This window comes from Costertonia aggregata, from assembly GCF_013402795.1.
Classification (GTDB): Bacteria; Bacteroidota; Bacteroidia; order Flavobacteriales; family Flavobacteriaceae; genus Costertonia; species Costertonia aggregata.
Genome location: NZ_CP058595.1, coordinates 2,814,601 through 2,841,328 on the forward strand (window position 1 = coordinate 2,814,601; position 26,728 = coordinate 2,841,328).

Consider the following 26,728-nt stretch of genomic DNA (forward strand, 5'->3'; position numbering starts at 1 on the left):
TAAAAAAATTATGGAACATTTAATAAAGAAGGCAAAACTCATCGCAATTTTAATTTGTGCCATATCCTTTCATGGCTGTGAGGATGATGATGTCATTTTACCAAAAGTCATAGCGGATTTTACATTTACGCTAAACGAAGATACGGGTACCGTAACTTTTTTGAATACTTCAGAGGATGCCAGTAAGTACGTGTGGGATTTTGGAGATGGTACAACTTCCAGTGAAATTAACCCCATAAAAACATTTAACGTAAGCGGAACCTACACCATTACTCTAGAGGCATTTAATGTTTCGGGTGCTTCGCAAACTTTTGAGGACGAAATTGTTATCCTCATAAAGGAAAAGATTGCTTTGCCTATAACATTTGATAGTCCTACAGTAGATTACAGCGCAACTGTTTTTAGTGGTGCTTCGTTCAATATAGTGATGAACCCCGATGTTTCCGGTTCTAACGATACTGCCTCGAATGTAGGGGAAATAACAAATAATGGGAACGCTTTTGAAGGTTTCTTTTTTAATTTGGGACTTCCTGTGGACTTCACGGTAAATAAGACCATTCAAATGAATTTTTGGTCCGAAACCACTGTAGATTTGTTATTGAAATTAGAGGATGGCACAGCTGCTGATATTGAAGTAACTGCAAGCCACGGCGGTACAGGTTGGGAATCCGTTACTTTTGATTTTTCGTCTGACGCAAGCTACTCCACTTTTACATTTTTTGTTGATGGTCCTGGCAGAAGTACTGGTACTTTTTATATTGATGACATTCAACAAATCGTAACACCAACTGCGGAAAGTGGATGTGCTGATACACCAATAGGTGCTACTTCACTTCCTTTGGATTTTGAGAGCTGCGATACTTTTCCGGTATCGGATAATTTTGGGTCTGGTATAACTTCTGAGTTGGCTCAGAATCCGGATAAAATAGGAATCAACACTTCAGATTTTGTATTACGTGTAGATAAGCCAGCAGGTTCGGATTTCTTTGCGGGAATCCAAAATACATTTGCCGATAACTTTGATTTGACTACTACCAACACGTTTAAGGTCAAAGTATATTCTACCAAGTCAAATGTAGTGTTCAGATTTGAGTTGGCCTTGAACCCCCAAACAGATCCTGTTACTGGAAATCCGGCACCCGTTTTTGCGACTATTCCAAACGCTAACGAATGGACTGAACTTGAAGTCATGTTCACTGGCTTGCCTGGAGGGCCGATGGCATACAATCAATTGGTAATTAAGCCTGACAACGGTACTGACACTCCTATAACGGAAGACGGTACATATTATATTGACGACATAAGGCTCGAAACCCCGGGCGGGAGTACAGGTTTTGACGGAGGTTTGATTACCAATGGGGATTTTGAGAATGGTGGTGATTCTTGGACAGGGAATGCCTTGAACGTGCAATCGGAAGGAGGTAATGGTTTTAATTTTGCAAACGTAGAAACTGCGGTTCCAGCTGAACCATTTCAAGTGAATCTTAGTCAAGTCTTGGAAATTGTTCAGGGTACAAATTATATTTTAACCTTTGATGCATCTTCTGATCGTGCTCGAACCTTGATTGCGGGTATAGGATTAAACGAAAGTCCTTTCACAAATACGGCGCCAGAAGTTAATCTCACCACAGATACTCAAACCTTTACGTTGCAATTGGCAGCAAATGATTTTGGAAACGTTAACAGTCGAGTATTATTTGATATGGCGGGTGCCGTAGGAACTGTTGTGATCGATAATGTATCATTGGTTGAAGGTGGGGATGGTAGCGATACCAATGGTAATAGCGTCGATACCGAAAATCCTATTATTACCCTAAATGGAGACGCTACGGTTAACCTTACGGTAGGGGATGCGTTTACAGACGCCGGGGCCACTGCTACAGACAATGTTGATGGTGATATATCTGGAGATATTATTGTTGCAGGTGATATTGTGGATATCAATACAGCTGGTACTTATGTGATAACTTATAATGTAAGCGATGCTGCAGGTAATGCTGCCGCCGAAGTAACAAGAACCGTTATTGTCGAAGAAGACACTAATGGTGTTTTTGATGATGGGTTGTTGACCAATGGTGATTTTGAAAATGGTGGTGCTTCTTGGATTGGGAACGCTCTTAACGTGATTACCGATGGGGGTAATAGCTTTAATTTGGCAAATGTTACAACAGCAATTCCAAGTGAACCCTTTCAGGTAAACTTAAGCCAAGTAGTAGAAATTGTTCAAGGTTCTAATTATATCTTGTCTTTTGAGGCGTCATCTGATCGTGCTCGTACAATATTGGCCGGTATAGGACTCAATGCGGCTCCATTTACCAATACGAACCAATCGGTCAATTTAACGACCGATACCCAAACATTTACATTACAACTTTCGGCTAGCGATTTTGGAGGTGTTAATAGCCGTGTTTTATTTGACATGGCAGCCGAGGTAGGCACCGTGGTAATTGATAACGTATCATTGGTTTTAGACGGGGGAAGTTCTGGAGGAAGTGGTGGTTGCACGGGAACATTGGTGGCAGCTACAACACTTCCGGTAGATTTTGAAGGTTGCGAAACATTTTTGGCATCACAGAACTTTGGAGCTGGTCTGACTTCCGAGTTGGTGGCCAATCCATTTAAGACTGGGATTAATACTTCTGATTTCGTATTACAGGTAAATAAACCTTCCGGGTCTGATTTCTTTGCGGGAATCCAAAATACGTTCCCCACTAATTTTGACCTGACCACTACAGATACATTTAAAGTGAAAATATACTCAACTAAAGCAAATGTAGTATTCAGATTTGAGTTGGCCTTGAACCCACAAACGGATCCCGTTACTGGAAATCCTGCACCCGTTTTTGTAACGATTCCCAACGCCAATGAATGGACAGAGGTCGAAGTTACATTTACAGGTTTGCCCGGTGGGCCTACGGCGTATAATCAATTTGTTATAAAACCCGATAATGCAGTGGGTGATCCCGCTATTACAGTTGATGGTACCTATTATATAGATGATATAGTACTTGAATAACCAAGAAACCGATCATAATTTAGGAAAAGGGCTGGTGTAAGATTAATATACTGGCCTTTTCACCCAATTTTAATAAGCAAATCTGTGAAAAATCAATGTCCAAAAAAGATATCCATATAGGTGGTTCGAGAATAAAATCTGCCAAAAAAGAGGTCGTAGGAGAAATTGTTCAGTTTGAAAATGAAAATTATTATAAGATTTCAAACTACGATGCCATGCGTTCATTTTTTATGAGTATCGTAAGCCCCTCCAATCATTGGATATTCATTTCAAGTAATGGAGGTCTTACTGCTGGTAGGCAAAACTCTGAATCTGCCCTGTTTCCCTACTATACAGATGATAAAATAGCAGAATCGTCGAGTATCACAGGGAGTAAAACCATGCTCCATATCCATAAAGAAGAGAAGACTTATTTATGGGAACCTTTTTCATACAATTATATAGGTATTTATAATATTAGTAGAAACCTTTATAAGAATACCTATGGTAATAAAGTAGTATTTGAAGAAATAAACGAAGACTTGGGTTTGACCTTCAGATATCACTGGAATTCTAGCGGTAAATACGGTTTTGTGAAAAAATCTACACTCATAAATAATGGCAATTCAGCTATTGGAATTACTGTTTTGGATGGTATTCAGAATATTATGCCTCATGGCGTGGACCCAAACTTGCAAAATGCCAGCAGTAATTTGGTGGATGCTTATAAAAAAAATGAGCTGGAAGAAAAATTGGGGTTAGGTATTTATGCCCTTAGTGCAATAATAGTTGATAGGGCAGAACCAAGTGAAGCCCTAAAGTCTACTACGGTATGGTCTGCCGGGGTAGAAAATTGTACTTATTTAATCTCTTCCTTACAACTGGAAAATTTTAGAAATGGAAAAAATATTGAACAAGAAGAAGACGTCAAAGCAGAAAAGGGAGCGTATTTTATTTGTACAGACATTACGATAGAGCCCAACACAAAAAAGAATTGGATTATTGTAGCAGAGGTAAATCAATCTATAGTCGATATTGGTAAAATATCTAATTTGATACGAACAGAGAATGACCCTTATAATCATGTCTTAGACGATGTAGAAACCGGTTCCAAAAAATTGTTGGCGCTTAATTTCGCATCCGATGGTATACAGATGACCGCAGACGACTTGAGAAATACAAGGCATTTTTCCAACACGCTTTTCAATATAATGCGTGGTGGAATATTTGATAATAATTATCAAATAGAAAAACTGGATTTTTCAAAATATGTACAGAAATCGAATAAAAATGTCCATGATCGGAAAAGGGAAATTTTAGATGGGCTACCAAATCAATTTCCATTAAACCATTTACAACAAATTGCGGCTACTGATAGTTGCAGTGACTTTAAAAGGCTCGCCTTTGAATATATGCCCTTAAGGTTCAGTAGAAGACATGGTGATCCCAGTAGGCCATGGAATAAGTTTTCAATCAACACCGAAAACGAAATAGGGGAGAAAATATTGGACTATGAAGGTAACTGGCGTGATATTTTCCAGAACTGGGAAGCTTTGGCACATTCATACCCTGCTTTTATTGAAGGTATGATTCATAAATTCTTGAATGCGACAACATTTGATGGTTATAATCCTTACCGTGTAACCAAGGACGGTTTTGATTGGGAGTCAGAGGAACCGGACAATCCTTGGTCATATATTGGGTACTGGGGAGATCACCAAATTATTTATCTCTTAAAATTTTTGGAGTTTATGGAGCAGCATTATCCAAGAAAACTCAGTGAATATTTTAATGAGAAAATCTTTGTTTACGCTAATGTTCCCTACAAGATAAAAAGCTATCAAGATATTCTTACAAATCCTAAGGATACCATAGTTTTTGATGAAGATTTAGATAGAAAAATAAGGGAAGACCGTTTAAAGTCAGGTGCCGACGCTGCTTTGCTGACTAATGAAAATAAAGTCATTCATCACGTAAACTTGTTAGAGAAACTTTTGGCTACATCATTGGCAAAAGTGTCCAATTTTATACCCGAGGGTGGTATTTGGATGAATACACAGCGACCAGAATGGAATGATGCGAACAATGCTCTCGTCGGCAATGGTGTCTCTATGGTCACACTGTGCTACCTGAGAAGATTCCTAAACTTTTTTGAAGAAATGGTTGAAAATGCCAAAGGCGATGAATATCATATTTCAAAAGAGTTAATTGAATTTTTTAAAAAGATAAGGATCACTTTGACCCAAAATATATCCATACTCAGTGGCACAATCCCGGATAAAGCAAGAAAGAAGGTTCTGGACGGTCTTGGAAATGCCGGAAGTGAGTATCGAAGGAAAATATATAAAAATGGCTTTAGCAACAATACGGACATTATTACCAAAAGTGATGTGTTGGAGTTTATTCGGATAACGCTTCAATACTTTGATCATAGTATAGATGCGAATAAGCGATCAGATGATCTATTCCACTCTTATAATTTGATGACTTTGGAGGGAGATAACGAAATCTCAATTTCCCATCTATCGGAAATGCTTGAAGGCCAAGTGGCCGTTTTGAGTTCTGGTTACATTTCTTGCAAGGAAGCATTAAAAGTTTTGGATGCCCTAAAAAGCAGCTCGCTATTTAGGCATGACCAATATAGCTATATATTATACCCTGATAAAAAGCTTCCCAAGTTCGTTGAAAAAAATAATATACCATCTAATACGATCAAAAAATCGGAATTGGTGCAAGAGCTCTTGAAAAGTAATGATACGCAAATAGTAGAAACCGATAATCAAGGAAATTACCATTTTAATGCGTCTTTTAATAACGCGGAAAGTTTAAAAAAAGCTTTGTTGAAATTACCCGAAAAGTATAATAATCTAGTTGAAAAGGATAGGCTTCTTTTGTTACGGTCTTTTGAAGCCGTTTTTAATCACAAGGCATTTACAGGACGTTCCGGAACATTCTTCGGTTACGAAGGCTTGGGCTCAATTTATTGGCACATGGTCTCAAAGTTGCTTCTAGCAGTGCAAGAAAACTGCATAAGAGCGATTCAAGAAGGGGAAAGCAACGAAACTATAAGTAGACTATTTGAGCATTATTATGAAATCAACGAAGGTATTGGGGTACACAAATCACCAGAATTATATGGGGCATTTCCAACCGATCCCTATTCACATACTCCTGCTGGTAAAGGTGTACAACAACCCGGTATGACAGGGCAAGTGAAAGAGGACATTTTAAGCCGATTCGGGGAACTCGGAGTTTTTGTTGAGCAAGGTAAACTTGTGTTCAAACCATACTTATTGCGAAAGAGTGAATTTATCAAAAATCCATCAACCTTTGAGTATATAAAAGTAAGTGGCGAGAAAGAACAACTTTTTTTGGAAAAGGACTCCTTAGGATTTACCTATTGCCAAGTTCCTATAATTTATACACTCTCCAATACCCAATGCTTACATGTTCACTTTAATGATAATACCAAAAAACAATTTGATCATTTACATCTTGATACGGTAACCAGCCAAAATCTTTTCGAAAGAACAGGGGCGATAAAACATATGATAGTGTACCTACAACTATAAATAGAAAAAATAAAGATTCATGAAAAACTATTTTAAATCAATCGGTTATATCATAGTGGTATTAGTGGTTTTATCATGTAAAAAGAATACCAAAACAGAAAGTAAAATAACCGTAGTGAAGCAAAAATCGATTATAAGCGCAAAAAATATATTGGGCAATCCTGATTACATGGCCATGTCCTATGGTGGATATCGTCATATAAACCATGATATAGAACCTACGATAGCCGAGTTGAAAGAAGATATGAAAATATTAGCTGCGATGGGGGTCAAAATAATTCGCACCTATAAAGTGCATTTACCTCATGCCGCTAATGTTTTGAAGGCGATAAGAGAATTAAAGAAAAAAGATTCCAGTTTTGAAATGTACGTAATGTTGGGTGCATGGATCGATTGTAAAAACGCTTGGACAGATTTGGAACCTGACCATAACAAAGAGAGCGAACGTAATGCGATTGAAATCAAGGAAACGGTTAGACTGGCAAAAGAATATCCAGATGTGGTAAAAGTAATTGCTGTGGGTAATGAAGCTATGGTGAAATGGGCAACCAATTATTATGTGCGGCCATGGGTCGTTTTAAAATGGGTAAATCATCTCCAAGAGCTTAAAAGTTCAGGCGAATTATCAAAAGATTTATGGATAACCAGCTCTGATAATTTTGCATCATGGGGAGGTGGCGGTAAAGAATACCATGTGGAAGACCTTAATGAATTAATTAATGCTGTTGATTTTTTATCGGTACATACCTATCCTATGCATGACACGCATTACAATCCACAGTTTTGGAAAGTCCCAAAAGCTGAGGAAAGTTTATCGGATATAGAAAAAATAGATGCTGCAATGCTACGGGCAAAAAAGTATGCCATGGCACAATATGATAGCGTGAAACGTTACATGAAAGGATTGGGAATCGATAAACCCGTTCACATTGGAGAAACAGGTTGGGCAAGCACTTCCAACGGTTATTATGGTCCCGAAGGCTCCAAAGCTACTGATGAGTATAAAGAGGCTTTGTACTACCACCATATGAGAAATTGGACCAATGATAATGGTATTTCTTGCTTCTATTTTGAAGGTTTTGATGAGCAATGGAAGGATGCCGCCAACACTTTAGGTTCAGAAAATCACTTTGGTTTGATCAATCTTAAAAGTGAAGCCAAGTTTGCACTTTGGGAATTAGTGGATAGTGGAACTTTTGAGGGTCTTACGCGTGATGGAAATCCGATTACCAAAACTTATGGAGGAGTAAGGGAAGAATTAATGAAAGAAGTTCTGGTACCACCTTTGGAAAATTAAAATAATTGTATTGCCATACAATATGACGGGCAAACTAGGGAACCAAAAAAATGAGAACAAATGGTAAATGAAATTGTAATACCCAAAGATAAAGTACCGATGGGGCAAAAAATAGCCTTTGGCGTAGGAATGTTTGCCAATCAAATGTTTCCCGCCATTTTGGGAATCTTTATGGTCGTTTTGGTACAGGATTTAGGATTTCCGGGCTGGATGTGGGGTGTTTTGTTTTTTCTTCCAAGAGTATTTGATTCCATTACTGACCCGATAATGGGTTTTATTTCAGATAATACAAAATCCAAATGGGGTAGACGAAGGCATTATGTGTTTCTCGGTGCCCTAATCATGGGCATTTCGTTTGTGATTATGTGGCAATTATATCGTGAAAACGGTGTAGATTATAATTTCACCTATTTTTTGCTATGGTCTTTTGTGTTTTATCTGGGCCTAACAATCTTCAGTGTTCCTTACGTAGCCATGGGTTATGAGATGAGCAATGACTTTCACGAACGTACAGATATTATGGCGATAGCGCAATGGATAGGGCAGTGGGCATGGGTCATTGCTCCTTGGTTTTGGGTGTTCATGTACGATCAAGATTGGTTTCCATCAGCGGATATCGCCACAAGGGAACTAGCTATTTATGTTGGTATCGCTTGTATGGTATGCGCTATGGTTCCAGCAATTTTTATTAAAAGCAAATCAACCATTAATGAGCCGTATGCACCTCTAAATATAAGAACGATTGGGGGTAGCCTCAAAAAGATTGTGGATGGTTTTAAGGAAGCTTTTCAATCCAGACCGTTCCGACAACTTTGTATAGCTACTTTTTTCATCTACAATACATTCTACACCATCGCGAGTTTCTCGTTCTTCATCGTGGTGTATTATCTTTTTGGAGGCGATGCCGGTGCGGCTGGTATCTGGCCAACCTTATTTGGTAGTGTAGGTGCTTTGGCGACTACATTCATAGTAATACCTATTATCACCAAAATGTCCAAGAAAATGGGGAAAAAGAGAGCATTTATTGTTTCTCAAGCCATATCTATTTTGGGGTATGTATTACTTTGGTTTTTGTTTATTCCCGGTAAACCCTATATGTTTTTATTCGCATTGCCGTTTTTCTCGTTTGGTATTGGAAGTTTGTTCACATTGATGATGTCAATGACCGCAGATGTTATCGATTTGGATGAATTAAATACAGGACAACGAAGAGAGGGTGTCTTTGGAGCCATTTATTGGTGGATGGTAAAATTTGGTTTTGCCATTGCCGGTCTTTTGACGGGTACTATAATGTCAGTCGTTGGTTTTGACCCAAATGCAGCTGTACAGCCAGAAGGTGCAATTTTTGGATTAAGGGCATTCTATTCCGGTTTCCCGATAATAGGGACTTTAGTGGCCATTTATTTTATGTGGAATTATGATCTCACTGAGGAAAGGGCTAACGAAATAAGCAAGGAGTTAGAAAAGAAGAAGGCTAGTAAAGCAGCAGGGTATGGGAAAATGGCTTCAATTTCAAATATTGATTTGAATGATTTATCGGAAAAAGAGATTGTAGAGAAATTCTCTGATTTTTTTACGACAAAACTAGATTTCAAGGAAATTTCTCCACAAGCTTTACAATTAGAATTCGATACGGTATTTAAAAAAGGAATGCACGGTATTTGTTTTAGTGCTTATGAAAGTGGCCAAGAACCTGGTGATGATCTCACAGACAATCAAATAAGAAGGCGTTTGGAAGTTTTAAAAGGCCGCGCTCAATGGATACGTATATTTTCATGTACTACGGGGCATGAAAAAATACCTAGAATTGCCAAAGAAATGGGTTTCAAAACTATGGTGGGGGCTTGGATAAGTAATAAAACGGTTCAAAATAAATCGGAAATTAATAGTCTCATAAAATTGATTAAAGATGGACATGTTGATATTGCTGCCGTTGGTAATGAAGTACTTTATAGGGAAGAGTTAAATGAAGAGACCATTATTGATTACATAGAGCAAGTTAAAAAAGAGGCGGGATACATTCCTGTGGGCTATGTGGATGCTTACTATGAGTTTGCGAACCGACCCAAATTAACTGATGCCTGTGATGTTGTTTTGGCAAATTGTTATCCGTTTTGGGAAGGTGCCGATATAAAAATGGCAGGGTTTCATCTTCAGGAAATGTATCATAGAACGGTTGCCGCTGCAAAAGGTAAGAATGTTATCATCACAGAAACAGGTTGGCCAAGTATAGGACAAAAAGTTAACAAGGCCGATCCCACTACCGATAATGTGAAAGAATATTTCGTAAAATCTCATCTATGGGCAAAAAAGGAAGGGGTCTCCTTGTTTTATTTTTCTTCTTTTGATGAGTCATGGAAAATACATTCTGAGGGTTGGGCCGGCACTTCGTGGGGACTTTGGGATAGCAAAGAAAAGTTTAAGTATAATTCCAACTTGTAAGAGATGTCATATAGAAAAGATACCGATTATATTGTAAATACTGGAAATTTTGATAACTATTTAGGAATAGATTTTGATGTAATTAGGATAGATGAGCTTAGACATCTTTGGTTGAAGACACTCCGAAACGGAATGCATGGCCTTTGTTTTAGTATATACGAAGATGGTCAACAACCTGGGGATGTTATAACTGAAGAACAGGTCGTACGACGTGTTCAAATTATAAAACCCTATACCAAATGGGTTCGCTCTTTTTCATGCATTGAAGGTAATGAACATGTAGCCAGAGTGGCACACAAAAACGGACTCAAAACACTGGTAGGTGCTTGGTTGGGAAAAGATGAAAAACTCAATGAGCAAGAGTTGAAAGCACTGATCGCTTTGGGAAAAGAAGGTTGTGTTGATATTGCCGCGGTAGGGAACGAAGTACTGTATAGAAACGACTTGTCCAAAGAGCGATTGTTAAGATATATCAATCGTGTGAAAGCAGCATTACCAAATATACCTATTGGATACGTTGACGCCTATTATGAATTTACCCAACATCCTGATGTAGTTGATGCTTGTGATGTAGTGCTTTCCAATTGTTATCCTTATTGGGAAGGTTGTCCCCATGAATATTCCCTGAACCATATGCAACGAATGTTTGGTCAAGCCACGGATGCTGCCAAAGGTAAAAAGGTAATCATAACGGAAACAGGATGGCCAAGTAAAGGCGAAAACTTTAAAGGTGCTATCACTTCCGAGGATAATGCCATGAAATATTTTATAAAGACTCAGGTTTGGGCCGCTAAGGAAAATATAGAACTCTTTTATTTTTCTTCATTTGATGAATCTTGGAAAATTGGTGATGAGGGTGATGTTGGTGCATACTGGGGTCTATGGGACAAATATGAAAACTTGAAATTTTAGTTCTCCTCCAATTTATCTCGCAAGCAATATTACAGGTCAGACTTAACTTTTAATGTGGCAGTTTATGTTTTAATATTCCATACATAAAGGTACCTAATACCGCTGCCATTATCACAATTAACATACTGTAAATCCCAGTACCTAAAAGAATATACATAGGTCCAGGGCAAGCACCTGCCAAGGCCCAACCCAAACCAAAGACAGTACCGCCTAGAATGTAACGCACAAAACTTTTTTGTTTTGGTTGAAAATTTATGGGTTGGCCTTCAAAACTCTTCACCTTGAAAATTTTTATCAAATATATTCCGGCCATACCCAAGATAACCGCTGACCCGATAATGCCATACATATGAAACGACTGAAATTTGAACATCTCATAAATACGGTACCACGAAACTGCTTCGGATTTTACCAATACTATTCCAAAGAAAACTCCTATAAATAAAAATTTTAAAAATTTCATATTAAAACAATAAGGGTAAAATATAATGAGTCATCAAAAGCCCACCCATAAAAAAACCGATTACAGCTATTAAGGACGGTAATTGCAAATTGCTAAGTCCGGTTATAGCATGGCCAGATGTACAACCACCAGCATATCTGGTTCCAAAACCGACCAAGAGTCCTGCTATTATCAATATCGATGCTCCTTTAAGGCTCAAAATAGTGTTCCAACCATATATTTTATCCGGTAACAAAGACTTACCTGCATTTTCAAATCCCAATTCGTTCAAATCCAAGATAGTTTGTTCGCTTAGGGCTATGGGCGAGTTGTCTGATAAAAAATTAACGGCTATATAACCGCCCATAATGGCACCTAAAACAACGACCAAGTTCCAGCGTTGCGTTTTCCAGTCAAATTTGAAAAAATCGGAATATTTTCCCGCACCACTTATGCTGCATAGGGTTCTGAGGTTGGAGGACATCCCAAAAGTCTTTCCGAATAATATCAGTGACAGCATAACGATAGCTATCAAGGGGCCTGAAACGTACCAAGGCCAGGGTTGTAATATAAAGTCCATTATTTTTTATGTAAAAGTAATGGTTGAAAGATAGTGGTTTCGTAACCTACGTTACAAACAAAAAGGAAAGTTGGTTCAAATCAATTCTGGGATGTTACTGCTTTTCGTAGACGATACTTTGAAAAGAAGGTAAGTCTTCACCATTATTCAGGGTTAGTACTCCATTTGATAATGACATCGTACTTGTAATATCCCCTGTGATATTGATTGATGTGGCACTTGTTGGGGTCCAGTTGCCATTTCTTACGGTAGCGTTGGTCGTACAGTTGATAATAAACAGCCCGTTAGTGATCGAGGATGAATTTATACCGGTCGTCGTAGAGGTCCACGTTAGGTCTGGATTAAAAACGATAGTACCATTAAGACAATCAAGCTCAAGTAATAAATTGCTGAAGAATATCCCATTTTGGTCAATATCTTGAGGTGGACTTATGTTGTACTCGACAAGGTTCCAGGTTCCAACAAATTGCGCAGTATTGTTCTGTGGTTCATCATCTTCTGAATCAGAAGAGCATGACACACATAGCAATGTTAATGTAAGGATTAGATAGTACTCTATATAAGTTTTCATATAAAAAACATTAGCTCTTAAATTTCGCACAATCACATTTTTTACTTTTGCACAAAACGTTTTCGGTACAACTGTAAAATTATTGTCTTCCTTTGAGACGCTTGTCTATTTTCTTCTTTTTTTCAGTAATCATTTTCATGATATCCATGATTTCCGAATCTTTATTTTTCTTATAAATCTCATTTAGTCCAAGTACCAAAGATTTAGCTTTTCTTGAGGCCTTTACCCTGTCGCTGGTACTCATGTGGGACATTTTTAGCTTTTCAAATTCCAAAGCTTCATTGATCAATTCCGTATTATCTGCCATAAATATTTAATAATATACAAATCTAACAAAACTACTTAATTAACCAAGAAATCATAATCAGAAAAGCGTATTCAGGTATTGGTTCGCGCTATGAAAAAGTTTTGGAAATAGCCTTATTAAATTGAAAAATCCATCCCTTTTACAAAAAGAAAGGATTTTTGGTCTCGTGACCTCGACAGGATTAAGTCCAAATCCTTGGAGCCTATTATTCAAAAGGAATATAAAACCTTACAAAAATCTGTTGACTGAATTGTTGACGGTCAATTTAACAGCAAATAATATCATTTGACATTCAACAGTAAATTAAAAAAAAATCTGTTATTCAAGAGTTTTTAAAAATTAAGCTCTTAATGGTACTTTTAATACAAACCAGAAAAGTTTCAAGTAACCCGACAATACTCTTTGTTCATTCGTAGCTGGCTTGTCCATAGATAATGTAAGAGTTAACACTCAGATTGGTAAAAGCTGGAATTCTGAAATACGTAAGGGAAAACCCTTAGAATTACTTTCGGGTAAATTCATGTAGAAATTAAATAGTTTTCCTTCAGATCTTCGCTTTAAGATGAAATAAGATGATAAAGTTTGATAAATATTGCGTCTCCAAACTAATATTTCTATTATTGATGGTGCTATGGATTACAACTGGTGTAGCGCAACAGGATAACCTGATAAGGTACCCTAAGTTGGGACTCTCCTTTGAAATACCAGAAGGTTGGTCGGGCCAAGAAATTGAAAATGGCTATCTCATGGGTAGCGATACAACTCTTGGTTTTATTTTGGTTACCACCCACGATTTAACGACCAAATCAGCTATTGAAAAAGAGTTGTCCCAAAAATTCGAAATAGGGCCTAACAGCGTATTGTTCCCTGTAGGTGACTTTGAGGACATTGATTCGAAAACCGTGGGGAATACGTTTACCGGAACCATTTCGGGCAGTAATGCCAAAGCTTTTATATGTGTGGTATTAAATGATAATGGTTTGGGTTTAACTGTAATAAGCGCAGCCACAGAAACCTTATTTTCAAACATCTTACGGGATAAAGGGTTAGAAGTTGCCAAATCAGCTTACTTTGAAGGAAATCAGCAAGAAACCAGTAATACTACCCAAAATTCGGGGGCAAATGATTGGGTGAAAAAATTCAGCAATTGTCGATTAACCTATATGGAGTCACACACTTCTTATGGCACTGGCGGTTATGCAAAAAAAGTAAAAATAGACCTATGCGGGCAAGGCTATTTTAACCACTCGGCATACAACAGTATGAGTGTATCGGGTGGGGCTTATAACGGTGGGTATGGTAGCAATAAAAGTGGAGCTGGAACATGGACCATGGTAGAACAGAGCGGCCAAATTATGCTTCAGTTAACTTTTTACAACGGAGAAGTTTACGAATATTCCGTGACAATTGACCATGATGACAAAACCTTTTTAAACGGAAAGCGTTATTTTAGGGTGTACAGCGGGGATTATGGCCCCAATTGCGGTTAGTTGCTAAAAAAGTTTGCCATCTAATAATAATCTTTAACCATGTAAACATAAAATGAAAATCCCCTATTTATTCCTTTTGTTTTGCTTATGGTATTGTTCTTTGTGTGGGCAAGACAGTTTACGTGTGCAAGAATTATTGGACGAAGCGTACGGTTATGAAAACACAAACCCACAAAAAGCTCTGGAAACATATCGGCAGGCTTTAGATGTAAGTCGTGATGGGAATTACAATCTTGGCGCTTTTCGCTCATTAAACTATAGTGGTATAGTATACTCAAACCTAGCGGAATACGGCTCTGCACTTCATTATTACAAAGAGTCCATGGGCTATGCAGATTTAGCTGACTATCCCAAGGGAAAAGCTGCGACTTTAATCAATATAGGCAACATACATCAATATTTGGGAGACTTCGACAAAGCTGTGGATAATTATTTAAAGGGGATAGAAGTATTTGAAATCATTAAAGATAGCTCAAGTGTTGCGGTGACTTCGCAAAATCTTGCCGCCCTTTTTAGTTCTTTGAAAAAATATGATAAAGAAGCCAATTACTTAAATAAAGCGTTACGTTTTTTGCCCAAAAAAGAGACCAAACTTTTGGGATTCTTATATGGTGATTTAGGTCTTTCAGAAACTAGGGTTGGAGAACTAAAAGAGGCTTTTGAGTATTTTAAGAAAGCAGATAGCTTGTCTAAACTAATAAATGACAAACGCCTAGATTTTTTTGTAGAACGTAATTTCGGCGAATATTACCTTTTAAAGAAATCCTTTGGCAAAGCCATTGTTTATTTAGAAAATGCACTTTGCATAAACGAGCAACTAAATGATAAATATTTCCGGGCAGAAATGCTGTCCAAATTGGGGCAGGGTCATGCCGAGTTGAAAGATTATTCAAAATCAGTTGATTATTTAAATCGTGCAGTTGAAATGGCGAGTTCGAATGGTTTAAAGGAAATTCAAGAAAAGGCCTATTATACACTTTCAAAAGTTGAAGTGGAAAAAGGAAATTTTAAAAAAGCCCTCAATTATTTGAATAAACATTTGATTTTCAAAGACTCCATTTTGAATGAGACCTATTTAAATCAAATAAATTATTACGAGAAATCTTTTGAAACCAAACAAAAAGAGGCACAAATCAGTAAGCAAAGACTACAACTTGAAAAACAGCAAAACACCATTCTTAAGAAAGAAAATGAAAAGACGCTGGCCTATGCCATAGGAGGGTTTTTGGTTTTGGTCTTTATCTCCTTAGCGATGTTTTTTAAACAGCGTCAAAAGGCGAAGGCCAATGAGATTTTAGCATTAAAGACCAAACAAGAGCTTGTAAAACTCGAAGCCTTGATTGATGGTGAAGAGAACGAACGCAACCGTCTTGCCCAAGATTTGCATGATGGTATCAATGGCGATTTGGCGGTCATCAAATACAAAATCAGTAGCATTGGCCAAAAAGGTTTTTCAACTAAGGAAAAAGAAGATTATGGCGAAGCGTTGGGCATGTTGGATAATGCAGTGGAACAGGTGCGAAGGATTTCGCATAATTTGGCACCACCCTCATTAACCCGGTTCGATTTGACCGAGGCCCTAGAACAATTTTGCAACAAGCAGAATACACTAAAAAAGGTAAAGATTAGCTTTCAACATTTTGGGAACAGGGTCAATCTAAAGAAAGAAAACGAAACGGCAATTTATCGTATCGTACAAGAGCTTATCAATAATATCTTAAAACATGCCAAAGCCTCAGAAGCTATGGTACAAATAAACAACCATGGAGACAAACTGACCATCACTGTAGAGGATAACGGAGAGGGTTTTGATCCTGACAATAATTCTACGGGAATAGGCTTGCAAAATATAAAATCTAGGGTTGATTTCTTAAAGGCCGGATTGGACATTGACAGTAGTGACAATGGTACGACCATACAAATAGCCTTAGACCTTAATAAAATGAAAGAAGTATGATAAAGGTAGCGGTTTTAGATGATCACAACATGGTACTAAAAGGTATTGAAAGCATGTTGGAAGATATTGAAAATATTGGTGTTATCGCTACCTATAACTTGGGAAAACAACTATTAGGGGAAATCGAAGCTGAAGTGCCTGATGTTTTGTTGCTGGATATTAATCTACCAGATGTCAACGGTATCGATATATGTAAAACCCTTATAAAAAAATATCCTGATCTGGCGATTTTGGCTTTATCCAATTATAGCGAAACTAGTTTCATTAAAAATATGCTCAGAAATGGGGCCAAGGGCTATTTATTAAAGAACACTGGCAAGCCAGAACTGATAACCGCAATTGAAACCGTGCATACCGGAAAGCAATATTTACCCCTGGAAATAAAAGATATTCTGCTTAACGATAGCATCGGTAATTCCACTACTTCTTTCATCCCCAAATTGACCAGGCGCGAAAAAGAAGTACTGTCCCTTATCGTTAGAGAACATACCACGCAAGAGATATCTGAGAAGCTCTTTATTAGTCCAAAAACAGTGGAAAGCCACCGTAATAACCTTACCCAAAAACTTGGGGTGCGAAATACGGCCGGACTCGTGCGTGTGGCTTTGGAAAAAGGCCTATTGGATTAAGGCTATTTCAAATCCATTATATCATATTATACTGGGTATAAACCGCTTTAAATGGATTAAACCTACTTGCCAACCCAATATCAGGGAAAACACCTAGAAAAAAATACAGGGATTTTCATGCACAAATAACTCTTTGGTTAACAATACTTTAGTGGTGTTAAATAAAGTTAAATCATTAAAATTTTGAATTATGAAAACAACACATTCAAAACTGAAGTATTATTTAATCGCTAGTATGGCCATACTTGCTTTATCCTGTAGTGTAGAAGAAGGTGAGGATGGCGTAGATGGTATGGACGGTGCACCTGGAATTCAGGGAGAACAAGGGCCTCCCGGGCAAGACGGTGAAGATGGTGCTGATGGAAATGCGAATGTAAATTCGTACACATTTGATATATCAAGTGTGTCGGGGGTCACATATGGACAAAACATTCCAGAATTAACGCAATCAGTAATAGACGATGACGTCGTTCTTGGATATGTAAAACGAAATATAAATTGGCATCAGCTACCCGCTATAGGTCATTTTCTTCCTTTTAGTATATCTGCTGATATGACACCAGGATTTTATATCATTGATTTCGTAGACCTTACAGATGGTAGTGATTTTGCTATTACTGCTGGTGAACTTGATCTTTTGAAAGTGGTTGTCATTGAATCCAACAGCAACACAACGAGCAAAAACACTCATCCCGACTTTTCGAAGATGACATACTTTGAGGTAATGGATTATTTGGGCCTTGACTATTAATTCAATTAGAAGGATTCTTATGTAAGAGACTGTCTATTTAGACAGTCTCTTTTTTTGATAGTGACCTCGGCAGGATTGTTTCACATCCTTTGTGCTCCGCGCTGAAAATCAACAAAAGAAACATTTCACTTTATTCCAAAAAAGAAGCGAGCTTCTTTTTAGAAACTCGCTTATATTTCAACTTTTGGTTGATCTATTAGTGACCTCGACAGGATTCAAACCTGTAACCTTCTGAGCCGTAATCAGATGCGCTATTCAGTTGCGCCACGAGGCCAATTTTTCCCCTAAATCGGGGTGCAAATATATTTCTTTTTACTTTTACCTCAAAATTAGATATCTATTATAAATGGATTTTACAAAATATATTCGTGACGTCGAGGATTTTCCACAAAAAGGAATTCTTTTTAAGGATATTACACCTTTATTGCAAAATCCGGAAGCAATGAAATCTGCTATGAATGGCTTGTTAAAAATGGTAGAGCATCAAAAAATCGATAAAGTGGTAGGGATGGAAAGTAGGGGTTTCTTCTTCGCACCCATATTGGCCATGAGACTTAACGCAGGTTTTGTACCCGTTCGAAAATCGGGAAAACTGCCTGCCGATAAAATTAGCCATACCTATGTTTTGGAGTATGGTACCGATACTCTGGAAATGCATTCGGACAGTATTCAAAAAGGAGATAAGGTACTGGTACACGATGATGTTTTGGCGACCGGGGGCACGGCGAGTGCCACTTGTGAACTTATAGAAAATCTTGGAGGGATTGTTGTTCAGTGCAATTTTTTGATTGAACTTGATTTTCTTAAGGGAAGAAACAGGCTAAGACCTTATAAGATAGCCTCTTTATTGCATTATTGATTTATGGCATTGGTGGTGACAAGATATCGCCAACCAATAACGGCCATCTGCAGTTTTGAGGCTTTGGATAAATCAAGTCCTTTTTTGGAATAAGAAGGTAAAATTATTTTATTGATTTTCGCCAAAAGCGTGAACACCAATTTCTTCATGATATAATTTTCTACAAATATAACTACTAGCAAAATAGAAGTAAAAAGACCGCCGTACGACGGTCTTTTTTATACAGGCCTATATTTTTTGATTAGATTACCATCGTAATCAATGATAACAGCAGAAATAATAAAATTTTAGCAAATGTGAACATAGTGAACAGTTTTTAGGTTAATACTTAGTTGATTATAATCGATTATTCATTTAAGATATATAACTCGATAGTATGTTTCCTAATAAATTGATGCGATTTAATGTAATTGAATACATAACCTTAATCAAAATAATTGTTTTTACTGCATTTTTTTACCGATTGTCTTGATGTTTGTTTTAAATTGATATGTAAATTTTGATATAGCGTGTACATGTATAACAATTCAAGGGGGGGTTTGACCATTTTTTTATTTTGCAAGGAAGATTTTGTGTTAAAAAGTTGTTTTTTATGCATTTTGATCTTTACAGTGATGAGTTATTGAACGTTTTTATCGTTTCGGTATCCCAAAAAAAATAGAAATCTTCGGCTATATTTGCCTAAAAATATATCAATGCTAAATCTTCTTTTTGTTGTTTTGGGGCTTGTACTTCTGATTGTGGGCGGTAATTGGCTTTTAAAATCAGCTGTTGCCCTATCGCTTAGGTTGAATATTCCCAAAATAGTAATAGGAATGACGGTAGTCTCTTTCGCCACGTCTGCGCCTGAGTTGATTGTAAGTATCAAAGCGGCATTGGATGGTTTTCCCGATTTGGCCTTGGGCAATGTAGTGGGGTCAAATATCGCCAATCTTGGCCTTGTTCTTGCTGTCACAGTGCTTTTGGGAAGCATTGATGTGAAAAAAAGCTTTTACACTACCGATTGGCCGGTTATGATGGTCGCTTCTTTGATGTTCTTCGGCTTTATTTATTTTGATAGTGAATTACAGCAATATGAAGGTATTATAATGGTCACTTGTTTGTTTCTTTTTTTAGTGTATCTACTTCGCTTTCAAAAGGTTGCTGTTGTTGACGAGTTGCCCGAAGATGATGTTCCGCTACCTATGTACAAAACCATCCTATTTTTAGGGCTGGGTGCTGTTGCGCTTTGGGGCGGTTCGGAGTTGTTGATAAATGGTGCCGTAGGTATGGCCAAAATGTATGGTGTAAGTGATAGGGTAATCGGGGTAACGGTGGTTTCTATTGGTACCAGTATTCCCGAACTGGCTGCTTCTATCATAGCGGTAATAAAAAAGGAAAAGGCCATCTCGTTAGGGAATCTTATCGGGTCCAATATTTTCAATTTATTGGCGGTTTTGGGTATCACATCTATTATAACACCCATTAAAGTAATTGATCAAGGGCTTTTGAGCAACGATATTTTTTGGATGTTGGGCATTTCATTTTTGATACTTCCTTTGGTATTTATCCCGAAGGGGTTACGTTTGGGGTGGAGAGATGGTTTGATTTTGTTAATGGGATACATTATGTTCATCTACATTACCATACAATAAAAAGCCACGACCTTCAAAGTCGTGGCTTTTCTTCTATCTCAAAAAAAGAAATATATCGTTATTTAAACGTTTGCAGATTTAACCGTTTTCACGATTCGACCTGCAATTTTGTACGGATCACCGTTAGAGGCTGGTCTTCTGTCTTCTAACCATCCTTTCCACCCACTCTCTACGGTAGCTATCGGAATACGAATCGATGCCCCACGGTCGGATATACCAAAGCTGAATTCGTCTATGGATTGTGTTTCGTGGTCACCGGTCAAACGTTGATCGTTAAATTCACCGTAAACCGCAATATGTTCTTTTACCACAGGTCGGAAAGCTTCACAAATTTTTTCATAGGTAGCCTTATCGCCACAGGTTCTCAATGTTGTGTTCGAGAAGTTGGCATGCATACCCGAACCGTTCCAATCCATATCCTTTCCTAATGGTTTAGGGTGATATTCTATATAAAATCCGTATTGCTCTGTCAAGCGGTCTAATAAATATCTGGCGACCCACATCTCATCCCCGGCTTTTTTGGCACCTTTGGCGAACAATTGAAATTCCCATTGTCCAGAGGCCACTTCTTGGTTGATACCTTCAAAGTTGATTCCAGCGGCGATACACAGATCGGCATGCTCCTCGACCAAATCCCTGCCATGGGTGTTTTTACCACCTACTGAGCAGTAATACATGCCTTGTGGCGCTGGATAACCGCCTATGGGGAAGCCCAAAGGTAATTGTGTTGCCGTATCCATAATAAAATATTCCTGTTCAAAACCAAACCAAAAATCATTGTCATCATCATCAATAGTGGCCCTACCATTTGATACATGAGGGGTTCCATCGGCATTCAAGACTTCGGTCATGACTAAATAACCGTCTTTTCGGGCAGGGTCTGGGAAGATAGCAACAGGTTTCAACAAACAATCGGATGATCCTCCTTCGGCTTGTCGTGTTGAACTTCCATCAAAAGACCACATGGGGCAGTCTTCTAATTTGCCGCTAAAGTCGTTTACTACTTTGGTTTTACTTCGCATATTCTGCGTTGGAAAATAGCCATCTAACCAGATGTACTCTAATTTTGACTTACTCATAATTTGTGGTAGTTATGTTAAAAAAAACTTTAAAGCATCAAAAATAATTTTTTTACTTCACATACCCCATTTTCGCAGGGGTAAATATTTTATAATTTAATTTTATTTGATTTACCCTATGTTTTTTTGGGGTATTTTATGGTAAAATAGATTTTTAAAGGATATTTTAGCAAATTCATAATATACAACATACTATAATGTCCATGTCACGATTTGATGCTATCCGTAATAGCTACATTAGGAATACCATTTCAATTGAAGAAAAAGGGAGACGGTCAGAACTTTTTGCATCCCATGTCTTTAATGAGAAAAGAATGCTGCAATACCTTACCAAAGATGCCTTGAATAGCGTAAAGAGTGCAATTTTATCCGGAACCAAAATAGATAGGAAAATAGCCGATCAAGTTGCTGAGGCCATGAAAGGCTGGGCCATATCAATGGGCGCGACCCATTATACACACTGGTTTCAACCATTAACAGGTGCTACGGCAGAAAAACATGATGCCTTTTTTGACCTTTTGCCCGATGGTACCGCATTGGAAAAATTTGGTGGCGGTCAATTGGTACAACAAGAACCAGATGCATCGAGCTTTCCCAGTGGTGGTATCAGAAATACGTTCGAAGCAAGGGGCTATACCGCTTGGGATCCAACCTCACCGGCTTTTATCTATGGTACAACATTATGTGTTCCTACTATTTTTGTTTCTTATACCGGGGAAGCATTGGACAATAAGGCACCGCTTTTAAGGGCATTGCATGCTATGGATGAAGCGGCTACCGATGTTGCCAAATATTTTGATAAAACCGTAACAAAGGTTAATGCGACATTGGGTTGGGAACAAGAATATTTTTTGTTGGACAAGGCTTTGGCGCATTCAAGACAAGATATTTTGATGACGGGCCGCACCTTGATCGGCCACTCCGCAGCAAAAGGGCAACAACTGGACGACCATTATTTTGGGGTCATACCCAACCGGGCACTTAGTTTTATGAGCGACTTGGAAAAGGAATGTACCAAATTAGGTATTCCGGTCAAAACAAGACATAATGAGGTAGCCCCCAACCAATTTGAGTTAGCCCCGGTTTTTGAGGAGGCCAATTTGGCGGTAGACCATAATTTGCTGTTGATGGATGTAATGGATAAGATTGCGGACAAACATAATTTTAAGGTTCTCTTTCACGAAAAACCTTTCGCAGGCATAAATGGTTCGGGAAAACATAATAATTGGTCCCTAGCTACCGATACGGGCACTAATTTATTGAGCCCAGGTACTACACCTATGAAGAACCTTCAATTTTTGACCTTTTTTATCAATACCATAAAAGCGGTAGATACGTATGAGGAGTTGTTGCGTTCCTCAATAGCATCGGCTAGTAACGACCACAGACTGGGTGCCAATGAAGCCCCACCAGCCATATTGTCGATATTTATAGGCACACAATTAAGTGCTGTTTTGGACGAGCTGGAAGGCGTCTCAAAAGGAAAGCTTTCCCCTGAGGAAAAAACGGAGCTAAAGTTGAACGTAGTAGGTAAAATACCTGAAATATTGCTAGACAATACCGATCGTAACCGTACATCTCCCTTTGCCTTTACGGGCAACAAGTTCGAGATGAGAGGGGTCGGCTCAAAAATTAATTGTGCCAAGCCCATGACGGTTTTAAATACCATTGTTGCCAAGCAGCTCAGAAGTTTCAAAAAAGAGGTAGATACGTTGATTGACAAGAAGAGCCTCAAAAAGGACGAGGCTATCTTTAATGTACTCAGGGAATATATAAAAACATCAAAGCGTATACGCTTTGACGGCGATGGGTATAGTGATGAATGGGAAAAGGAGGCCAAAAGAAGAAAACTCAGCAATAACAAGGCAACACCTGAAGCATTACAAATACTAACATCAAAGGAAACCGTTGCCCTTTTCAAGGAAATGGACGTAATGAGCGAAACCGAGATAAAGGCACGCCAGGAGGTCGAGCTGGAAGCTTATATTCTTCATCTTCAAATAGAAGGTAGGGTCTTTGGGGAACTTATTTATAACCACATTTTACCTGCGGTAATCAACTATCAGAATACATTGATAAAGAACGTAATGGGACTGAAGGAGATATACGGTGCGGCCCATAAGAATTTAACTGAGGGACAGCTAGGTATCTTGGAAGAAATCGCTGAACATCTTACCGAGGTAAAGAAAAAAACAGATGCCATGATCCTTACCAGGAAAAAGGCAAATACCTTAAAAGATATCAATGCAAAGGCGAACGCTTACTGCGAAAATGTTAAGCCCTATTTTGACGAAATACGCTACCATTGCGACAAGTTGGAGCTTCTTGTTGACGATGCGGTTTGGCCATTGACGAAATACAGGGAGCTATTGTTTATCAAATAATACAGTTTGTTTTTTGTAAGATTCATTGTCTTTCACGAACTAAAGGCTGAACATATTCGGTACTTTAAACGAACGGCATTATGACAAGGTTGCTATATATTTGTATTTTTCTTTATACTGCAGTGGTTTTCTCGCAAGGCGCATGGACTAGGGCCAATAAGGAAGTGTACTCGCAATTATCTTTCAACAGTATAACATACTCAAACATTTTTGGAAATCCTGATTACGACACAGAGCGAAAAATATCCGATAATACCTTGCAGCTTTATACCGAATACGGAGTGTCCAATAAGACAACATTGATTTTTAATCTACCCTTAAAGCTTTTAAATGCGGGTAATACACTTGAAAATAATACACCCATCACTTCGGAAGGCTCAGAAAATACACTTGGTAACATTACCTTAGGAGTAAAATATCAACTTTACAAAAAGAATTGGGTGGTTTCCGGGCAATTGAATGTGGAAACGAATACGGGTACTTTTTTCCAAGAATCGGGTTTACGAAGTGGTTATGATACTTGGACCTTGGTCCCGAGAATAAATATAGGTAGAAGTTTTGATGGTTTTTACATACAAGGTTATACGGGTGTTGATGTGCGATTTAATGATTATAGCTCAAACTTGAGGGTTGGAGCTGAAATAGGGGCCACACCAATAAAAAAATTATGGACAATAGGCTTCTTGGATTTTTCTTCCTCATTTAAAAACGGTGCGATAGTCTTACCGGTAGAAAACGTACTTACCGGCCTTTATGTGAACGATCAAGAATATTTTGCATACGGATTAAAACTTATCTATGAAGCATCGAACACATTTGGATTTTTGGCAAATTATGCTGGTGCACTTTCGGGCACCAATGTGCCCAAGAGCGGGGTTTTGGGTATAGGTCTTTACCACAAATTTTAAAGTATTTTCAAAGTTTAAGGTTTATGCAACAAAATGGGCGATATTACTATGGCTTTGGATAGATTGCCTTATTTTTAGCGTAAATTTCAAGAAATGGATTCCAGTACCGGCGAAAGATATGATCAAAGGGGTGTCTCTGCCTCAAAAGAGGATGTTCATAATGCTATTAAAAATATAGATAAAGGTTTGTTCCCAAAGGCATTCTGTAAAATAGTCCCTGATTATCTCACCAATGATGAAGAGTATTGTTTGGTCATGCATGCTGATGGGGCGGGCACAAAATCTTCCTTGGCCTACATGTATTGGAAAGAAACCGGTGACCTTTCCGTTTGGAAAGGCATTGCCCAAGATGCTTTGATAATGAATGTTGATGATCTTATCTGCGTAGGGGCGACCAACGACATCATGCTGTCAAGTACGATCGGCCGTAATAAAAACCTGATACCGGGAGAAGTACTTTCTGCTATAATCAATGGTACCGAAGAGTTGATTGCAGATTTAAAAAAGCATGGGATTACGATTCATTCCACGGGAGGCGAGACTGCTGATGTTGGCGATTTGGTGCGTACCATAATCGTAGATTCAACGGTAACTGCGCGATTAAAACGAAAAGACGTCATTAACAATGCCAATATTGCGGATGGCGACGTAATCGTTGGGTTGGCATCGTATGGGCAGGCTACGTACGAAAGTGAATATAATGGCGGTATGGGCAGTAATGGCCTAACTTCTGCCAGACACGATGTGTTCGCAAAATATCTAGCGGAGGCATACCCAGAAAGTTATGATGCTTCGGTGCCCGATGAACTCGTCTATTCTGGAAATACGAGACTTACCGATAAGGTTCCTGACTCTCCTATCGACGCAGGTAAACTGGTACTATCACCAACACGCACCTATGCACCTGTGGTAAAACAGATCTTGTCAAAGTACGGTTCAGGGGATATACATGGCATGGTACATTGTAGTGGTGGGGCCCAGACCAAAATCCTTCATTTTATAGATGACCTGCATATCATAAAAGACAATATGTTTCCTATTCCTCCACTTTTTAAGTTGATACAGGAACAGTCCAACACCAATTGGGAAGAGATGTACAAAGTCTTTAACTGTGGACATAGGTTGGAATTGTACGTGAACGATTCCATAGCCGATGACCTTATCGCAATTTCAGCGTCTTTTGGGGTAGAGGCTAAGATAATTGGTAGGGTTAAGGGTGCGGTTTCAAAAAAACTGACCATTTCTAGCGAATTTGGTGTTTTTGAATATTAGAATAATCTTATTGCAAGAATCTTTCGTAAATAGTGTTAAATTGTAGCATATGTATCACTTGTACAATTTTTAAATCGTTTTTTATCGAATAAGGGTGTAAAGTTCTTGGTGTTATTGCATTGGGCATACGAATACATTTTTTAAAACGTTGTTTTAATATAAACAAAAGCTATGGAAAGAAAGCAATTTTTAAGAAGCCTGGGAGCAGGTGCTGCATTTGCCCTAATTTTCCCGTGTACACAATCGTGTTCCAAAAGCGATGGTGGAGACGATGTTCCGGAAGGAGACAGAAAAGAAATTCCATCGGGGGTTGATTTTACGATAGATCTTACCGCTAATGAAGCAGCTCCTTTGGCCAACAACGGTGGTTTTATATTGGTAAAATCCAATGTGAGTCCTAGCTTGACCGATATAGTCGTAGCTAAAAACCTAGAAGGCAATTTTGTGGCCGCCAGCCAAATATGTAGCCATCAACAAACAGATAATGTTCGGTTTAGAAGTGAAGACGGCGGTATTTTTAATTGTTCTACACATGGCGCCCGGTTTGATCAAAATGGCAACCCCTTGAATTCTATTACCAACAACCCTTTGAAAATATTTAATACAGCGTTATCTGGGGATATCTTACGCATATTTGAATAGCTAAC

At 38.3% G+C, this 26,728-nt stretch carries 21 protein-coding genes and 1 tRNA gene; 15 read left to right on the forward strand and 7 right to left on the reverse strand.

The window, feature by feature from the left end; translation table 11 throughout:
- The first annotated feature begins 10 nt into the window (after positions 1 to 10).
- The 5 genes from HYG79_RS12945 to HYG79_RS12965 all read left to right on the forward strand — a co-directional run bounded on the left by HYG79_RS12945 (position 11) and on the right by HYG79_RS12965 (position 11,218).
- A complete protein-coding gene (locus tag HYG79_RS12945; RefSeq protein ID WP_179242495.1) occupies positions 11 to 3,016 on the forward strand; it encodes an immunoglobulin-like domain-containing protein in 3,006 nt (1,001 codons plus the stop codon).
- Between the two features lie 95 nt (positions 3,017 to 3,111).
- On the forward strand, positions 3,112 to 6,567 hold the full coding sequence (locus HYG79_RS12950; protein WP_179242496.1) for a hypothetical protein: 3,456 nt from the start codon (positions 3,112 to 3,114) through the stop codon (positions 6,565 to 6,567).
- A gap of 19 nt (positions 6,568 to 6,586) precedes the next feature.
- Positions 6,587 to 7,864 (forward strand): glycoside hydrolase family 17 protein, encoded by a 1,278-nt coding sequence (locus tag HYG79_RS12955; protein WP_179242497.1) that lies wholly within the window; start codon positions 6,587 to 6,589, stop codon positions 7,862 to 7,864.
- Positions 7,865 to 7,924: 60 nt separating this feature from the next.
- Positions 7,925 to 10,306, forward strand: coding sequence for an MFS transporter (locus HYG79_RS12960; protein ID WP_228027872.1), 2,382 nt, complete (start codon positions 7,925 to 7,927; stop codon positions 10,304 to 10,306).
- A 3-nt stretch (positions 10,307 to 10,309) separates the two neighbouring features.
- Positions 10,310 to 11,218, forward strand: coding sequence for a glycoside hydrolase family 17 protein (locus HYG79_RS12965; protein ID WP_179242498.1), 909 nt, complete (start codon positions 10,310 to 10,312; stop codon positions 11,216 to 11,218).
- Between the two features lie 49 nt (positions 11,219 to 11,267).
- On the opposite strand, the gene HYG79_RS12970 is transcribed toward HYG79_RS12965, so the two are convergent.
- The 4 genes from HYG79_RS12970 to HYG79_RS12985 all read right to left on the reverse strand — a co-directional run bounded on the left by HYG79_RS12970 (position 11,268) and on the right by HYG79_RS12985 (position 13,118).
- Positions 11,268 to 11,681 (reverse strand): DUF6691 family protein, encoded by a 414-nt coding sequence (locus tag HYG79_RS12970; protein WP_179242499.1) that lies wholly within the window; start codon positions 11,679 to 11,681, stop codon positions 11,268 to 11,270.
- Position 11,682: 1 nt separating this feature from the next.
- Complete coding sequence (locus tag HYG79_RS12975) at positions 11,683 to 12,240, reverse strand: YeeE/YedE family protein (protein WP_179242500.1); 558 nt, start codon at positions 12,238 to 12,240, stop codon at positions 11,683 to 11,685.
- A 94-nt stretch (positions 12,241 to 12,334) separates the two neighbouring features.
- The gene (locus HYG79_RS12980) at positions 12,335 to 12,811 is read right to left on the reverse strand and encodes a hypothetical protein (protein WP_179242501.1); all 477 of its coding nucleotides are present in this window, start codon (positions 12,809 to 12,811) and stop codon (positions 12,335 to 12,337) included.
- A 79-nt stretch (positions 12,812 to 12,890) separates the two neighbouring features.
- Complete coding sequence (locus tag HYG79_RS12985; RefSeq protein WP_179242502.1) at positions 12,891 to 13,118, reverse strand: hypothetical protein; 228 nt, start codon at positions 13,116 to 13,118, stop codon at positions 12,891 to 12,893.
- A 572-nt stretch (positions 13,119 to 13,690) separates the two neighbouring features.
- Between HYG79_RS12985 and HYG79_RS12990 the strand changes: the two genes are divergently transcribed.
- The 4 genes from HYG79_RS12990 to HYG79_RS13005 all read left to right on the forward strand — a co-directional run bounded on the left by HYG79_RS12990 (position 13,691) and on the right by HYG79_RS13005 (position 17,945).
- Positions 13,691 to 14,608 (forward strand): hypothetical protein, encoded by a 918-nt coding sequence (locus HYG79_RS12990; protein ID WP_179242503.1) that lies wholly within the window; start codon positions 13,691 to 13,693, stop codon positions 14,606 to 14,608.
- Positions 14,609 to 14,732: 124 nt separating this feature from the next.
- On the forward strand, positions 14,733 to 16,565 hold the full coding sequence (locus tag HYG79_RS12995; RefSeq protein ID WP_179242504.1) for a tetratricopeptide repeat-containing sensor histidine kinase: 1,833 nt from the start codon (positions 14,733 to 14,735) through the stop codon (positions 16,563 to 16,565).
- Positions 16,562 to 17,194, forward strand: a complete 633-nt coding sequence (locus HYG79_RS13000; protein ID WP_179242505.1) for a response regulator — start codon at positions 16,562 to 16,564, stop codon at positions 17,192 to 17,194. Before HYG79_RS12995 ends, HYG79_RS13000 begins: the two co-directional genes overlap by 4 nt.
- Positions 17,195 to 17,384: 190 nt before the next feature.
- Positions 17,385 to 17,945 (forward strand): collagen-like triple helix repeat-containing protein, encoded by a 561-nt coding sequence (locus HYG79_RS13005; protein ID WP_179242506.1) that lies wholly within the window; start codon positions 17,385 to 17,387, stop codon positions 17,943 to 17,945.
- A gap of 200 nt (positions 17,946 to 18,145) precedes the next feature.
- Here the strand turns inward: HYG79_RS13005 and HYG79_RS13010 are convergent.
- A tRNA-Arg gene (locus tag HYG79_RS13010) sits at positions 18,146 to 18,219 on the reverse strand.
- A 72-nt stretch (positions 18,220 to 18,291) separates the two neighbouring features.
- Between HYG79_RS13010 and HYG79_RS13015 the strand changes: the two genes are divergently transcribed.
- On the forward strand, positions 18,292 to 18,804 hold the full coding sequence (locus tag HYG79_RS13015; RefSeq protein WP_179242507.1) for an adenine phosphoribosyltransferase: 513 nt from the start codon (positions 18,292 to 18,294) through the stop codon (positions 18,802 to 18,804).
- Here the strand turns inward: HYG79_RS13015 and HYG79_RS13020 are convergent.
- Positions 18,798 to 18,953 (reverse strand): SsrA-binding protein, encoded by a 156-nt coding sequence (locus HYG79_RS13020; RefSeq protein WP_179242508.1) that lies wholly within the window; start codon positions 18,951 to 18,953, stop codon positions 18,798 to 18,800. The two genes, HYG79_RS13015 and HYG79_RS13020, sit on opposite strands and share 7 nt — an antisense overlap.
- A 546-nt stretch (positions 18,954 to 19,499) precedes the next feature.
- Between HYG79_RS13020 and HYG79_RS13025 the strand changes: the two genes are divergently transcribed.
- On the forward strand, positions 19,500 to 20,438 hold the full coding sequence (locus HYG79_RS13025) for a calcium/sodium antiporter (protein WP_179242509.1): 939 nt from the start codon (positions 19,500 to 19,502) through the stop codon (positions 20,436 to 20,438).
- Between the two features lie 62 nt (positions 20,439 to 20,500).
- Here the strand turns inward: HYG79_RS13025 and HYG79_RS13030 are convergent, their stop codons facing one another.
- A complete protein-coding gene (locus HYG79_RS13030) occupies positions 20,501 to 21,517 on the reverse strand; it encodes a glutamine synthetase beta-grasp domain-containing protein (RefSeq protein ID WP_179242510.1) in 1,017 nt (338 codons plus the stop codon).
- 197 nt (positions 21,518 to 21,714) lie between these two features.
- Between HYG79_RS13030 and HYG79_RS13035 the strand changes: the two genes are divergently transcribed.
- The 4 genes from HYG79_RS13035 (at position 21,715) to HYG79_RS13050 (ending at position 26,723) form a co-directional block, all read left to right on the forward strand.
- On the forward strand, positions 21,715 to 23,901 hold the full coding sequence (locus HYG79_RS13035; RefSeq protein WP_179242511.1) for a glutamine synthetase III family protein: 2,187 nt from the start codon (positions 21,715 to 21,717) through the stop codon (positions 23,899 to 23,901).
- Positions 23,902 to 23,981: 80 nt separating this feature from the next.
- Positions 23,982 to 24,809: a transporter gene (locus tag HYG79_RS13040; RefSeq protein WP_179242512.1), complete on the forward strand. Its 828-nt coding sequence runs from the start codon at positions 23,982 to 23,984 to the stop codon at positions 24,807 to 24,809.
- A 93-nt stretch (positions 24,810 to 24,902) separates the two neighbouring features.
- Positions 24,903 to 26,081 carry an AIR synthase related protein gene (locus HYG79_RS13045; protein WP_179242513.1) on the forward strand — a complete coding sequence of 393 codons (1,179 nt, stop codon included), beginning with the start codon at positions 24,903 to 24,905 and terminating at the stop codon, positions 26,079 to 26,081.
- Between the two features lie 171 nt (positions 26,082 to 26,252).
- Positions 26,253 to 26,723, forward strand: coding sequence for a QcrA and Rieske domain-containing protein (locus HYG79_RS13050; protein ID WP_179242514.1), 471 nt, complete (start codon positions 26,253 to 26,255; stop codon positions 26,721 to 26,723).
- The last annotated feature ends 5 nt before the right edge of the window (positions 26,724 to 26,728 follow it).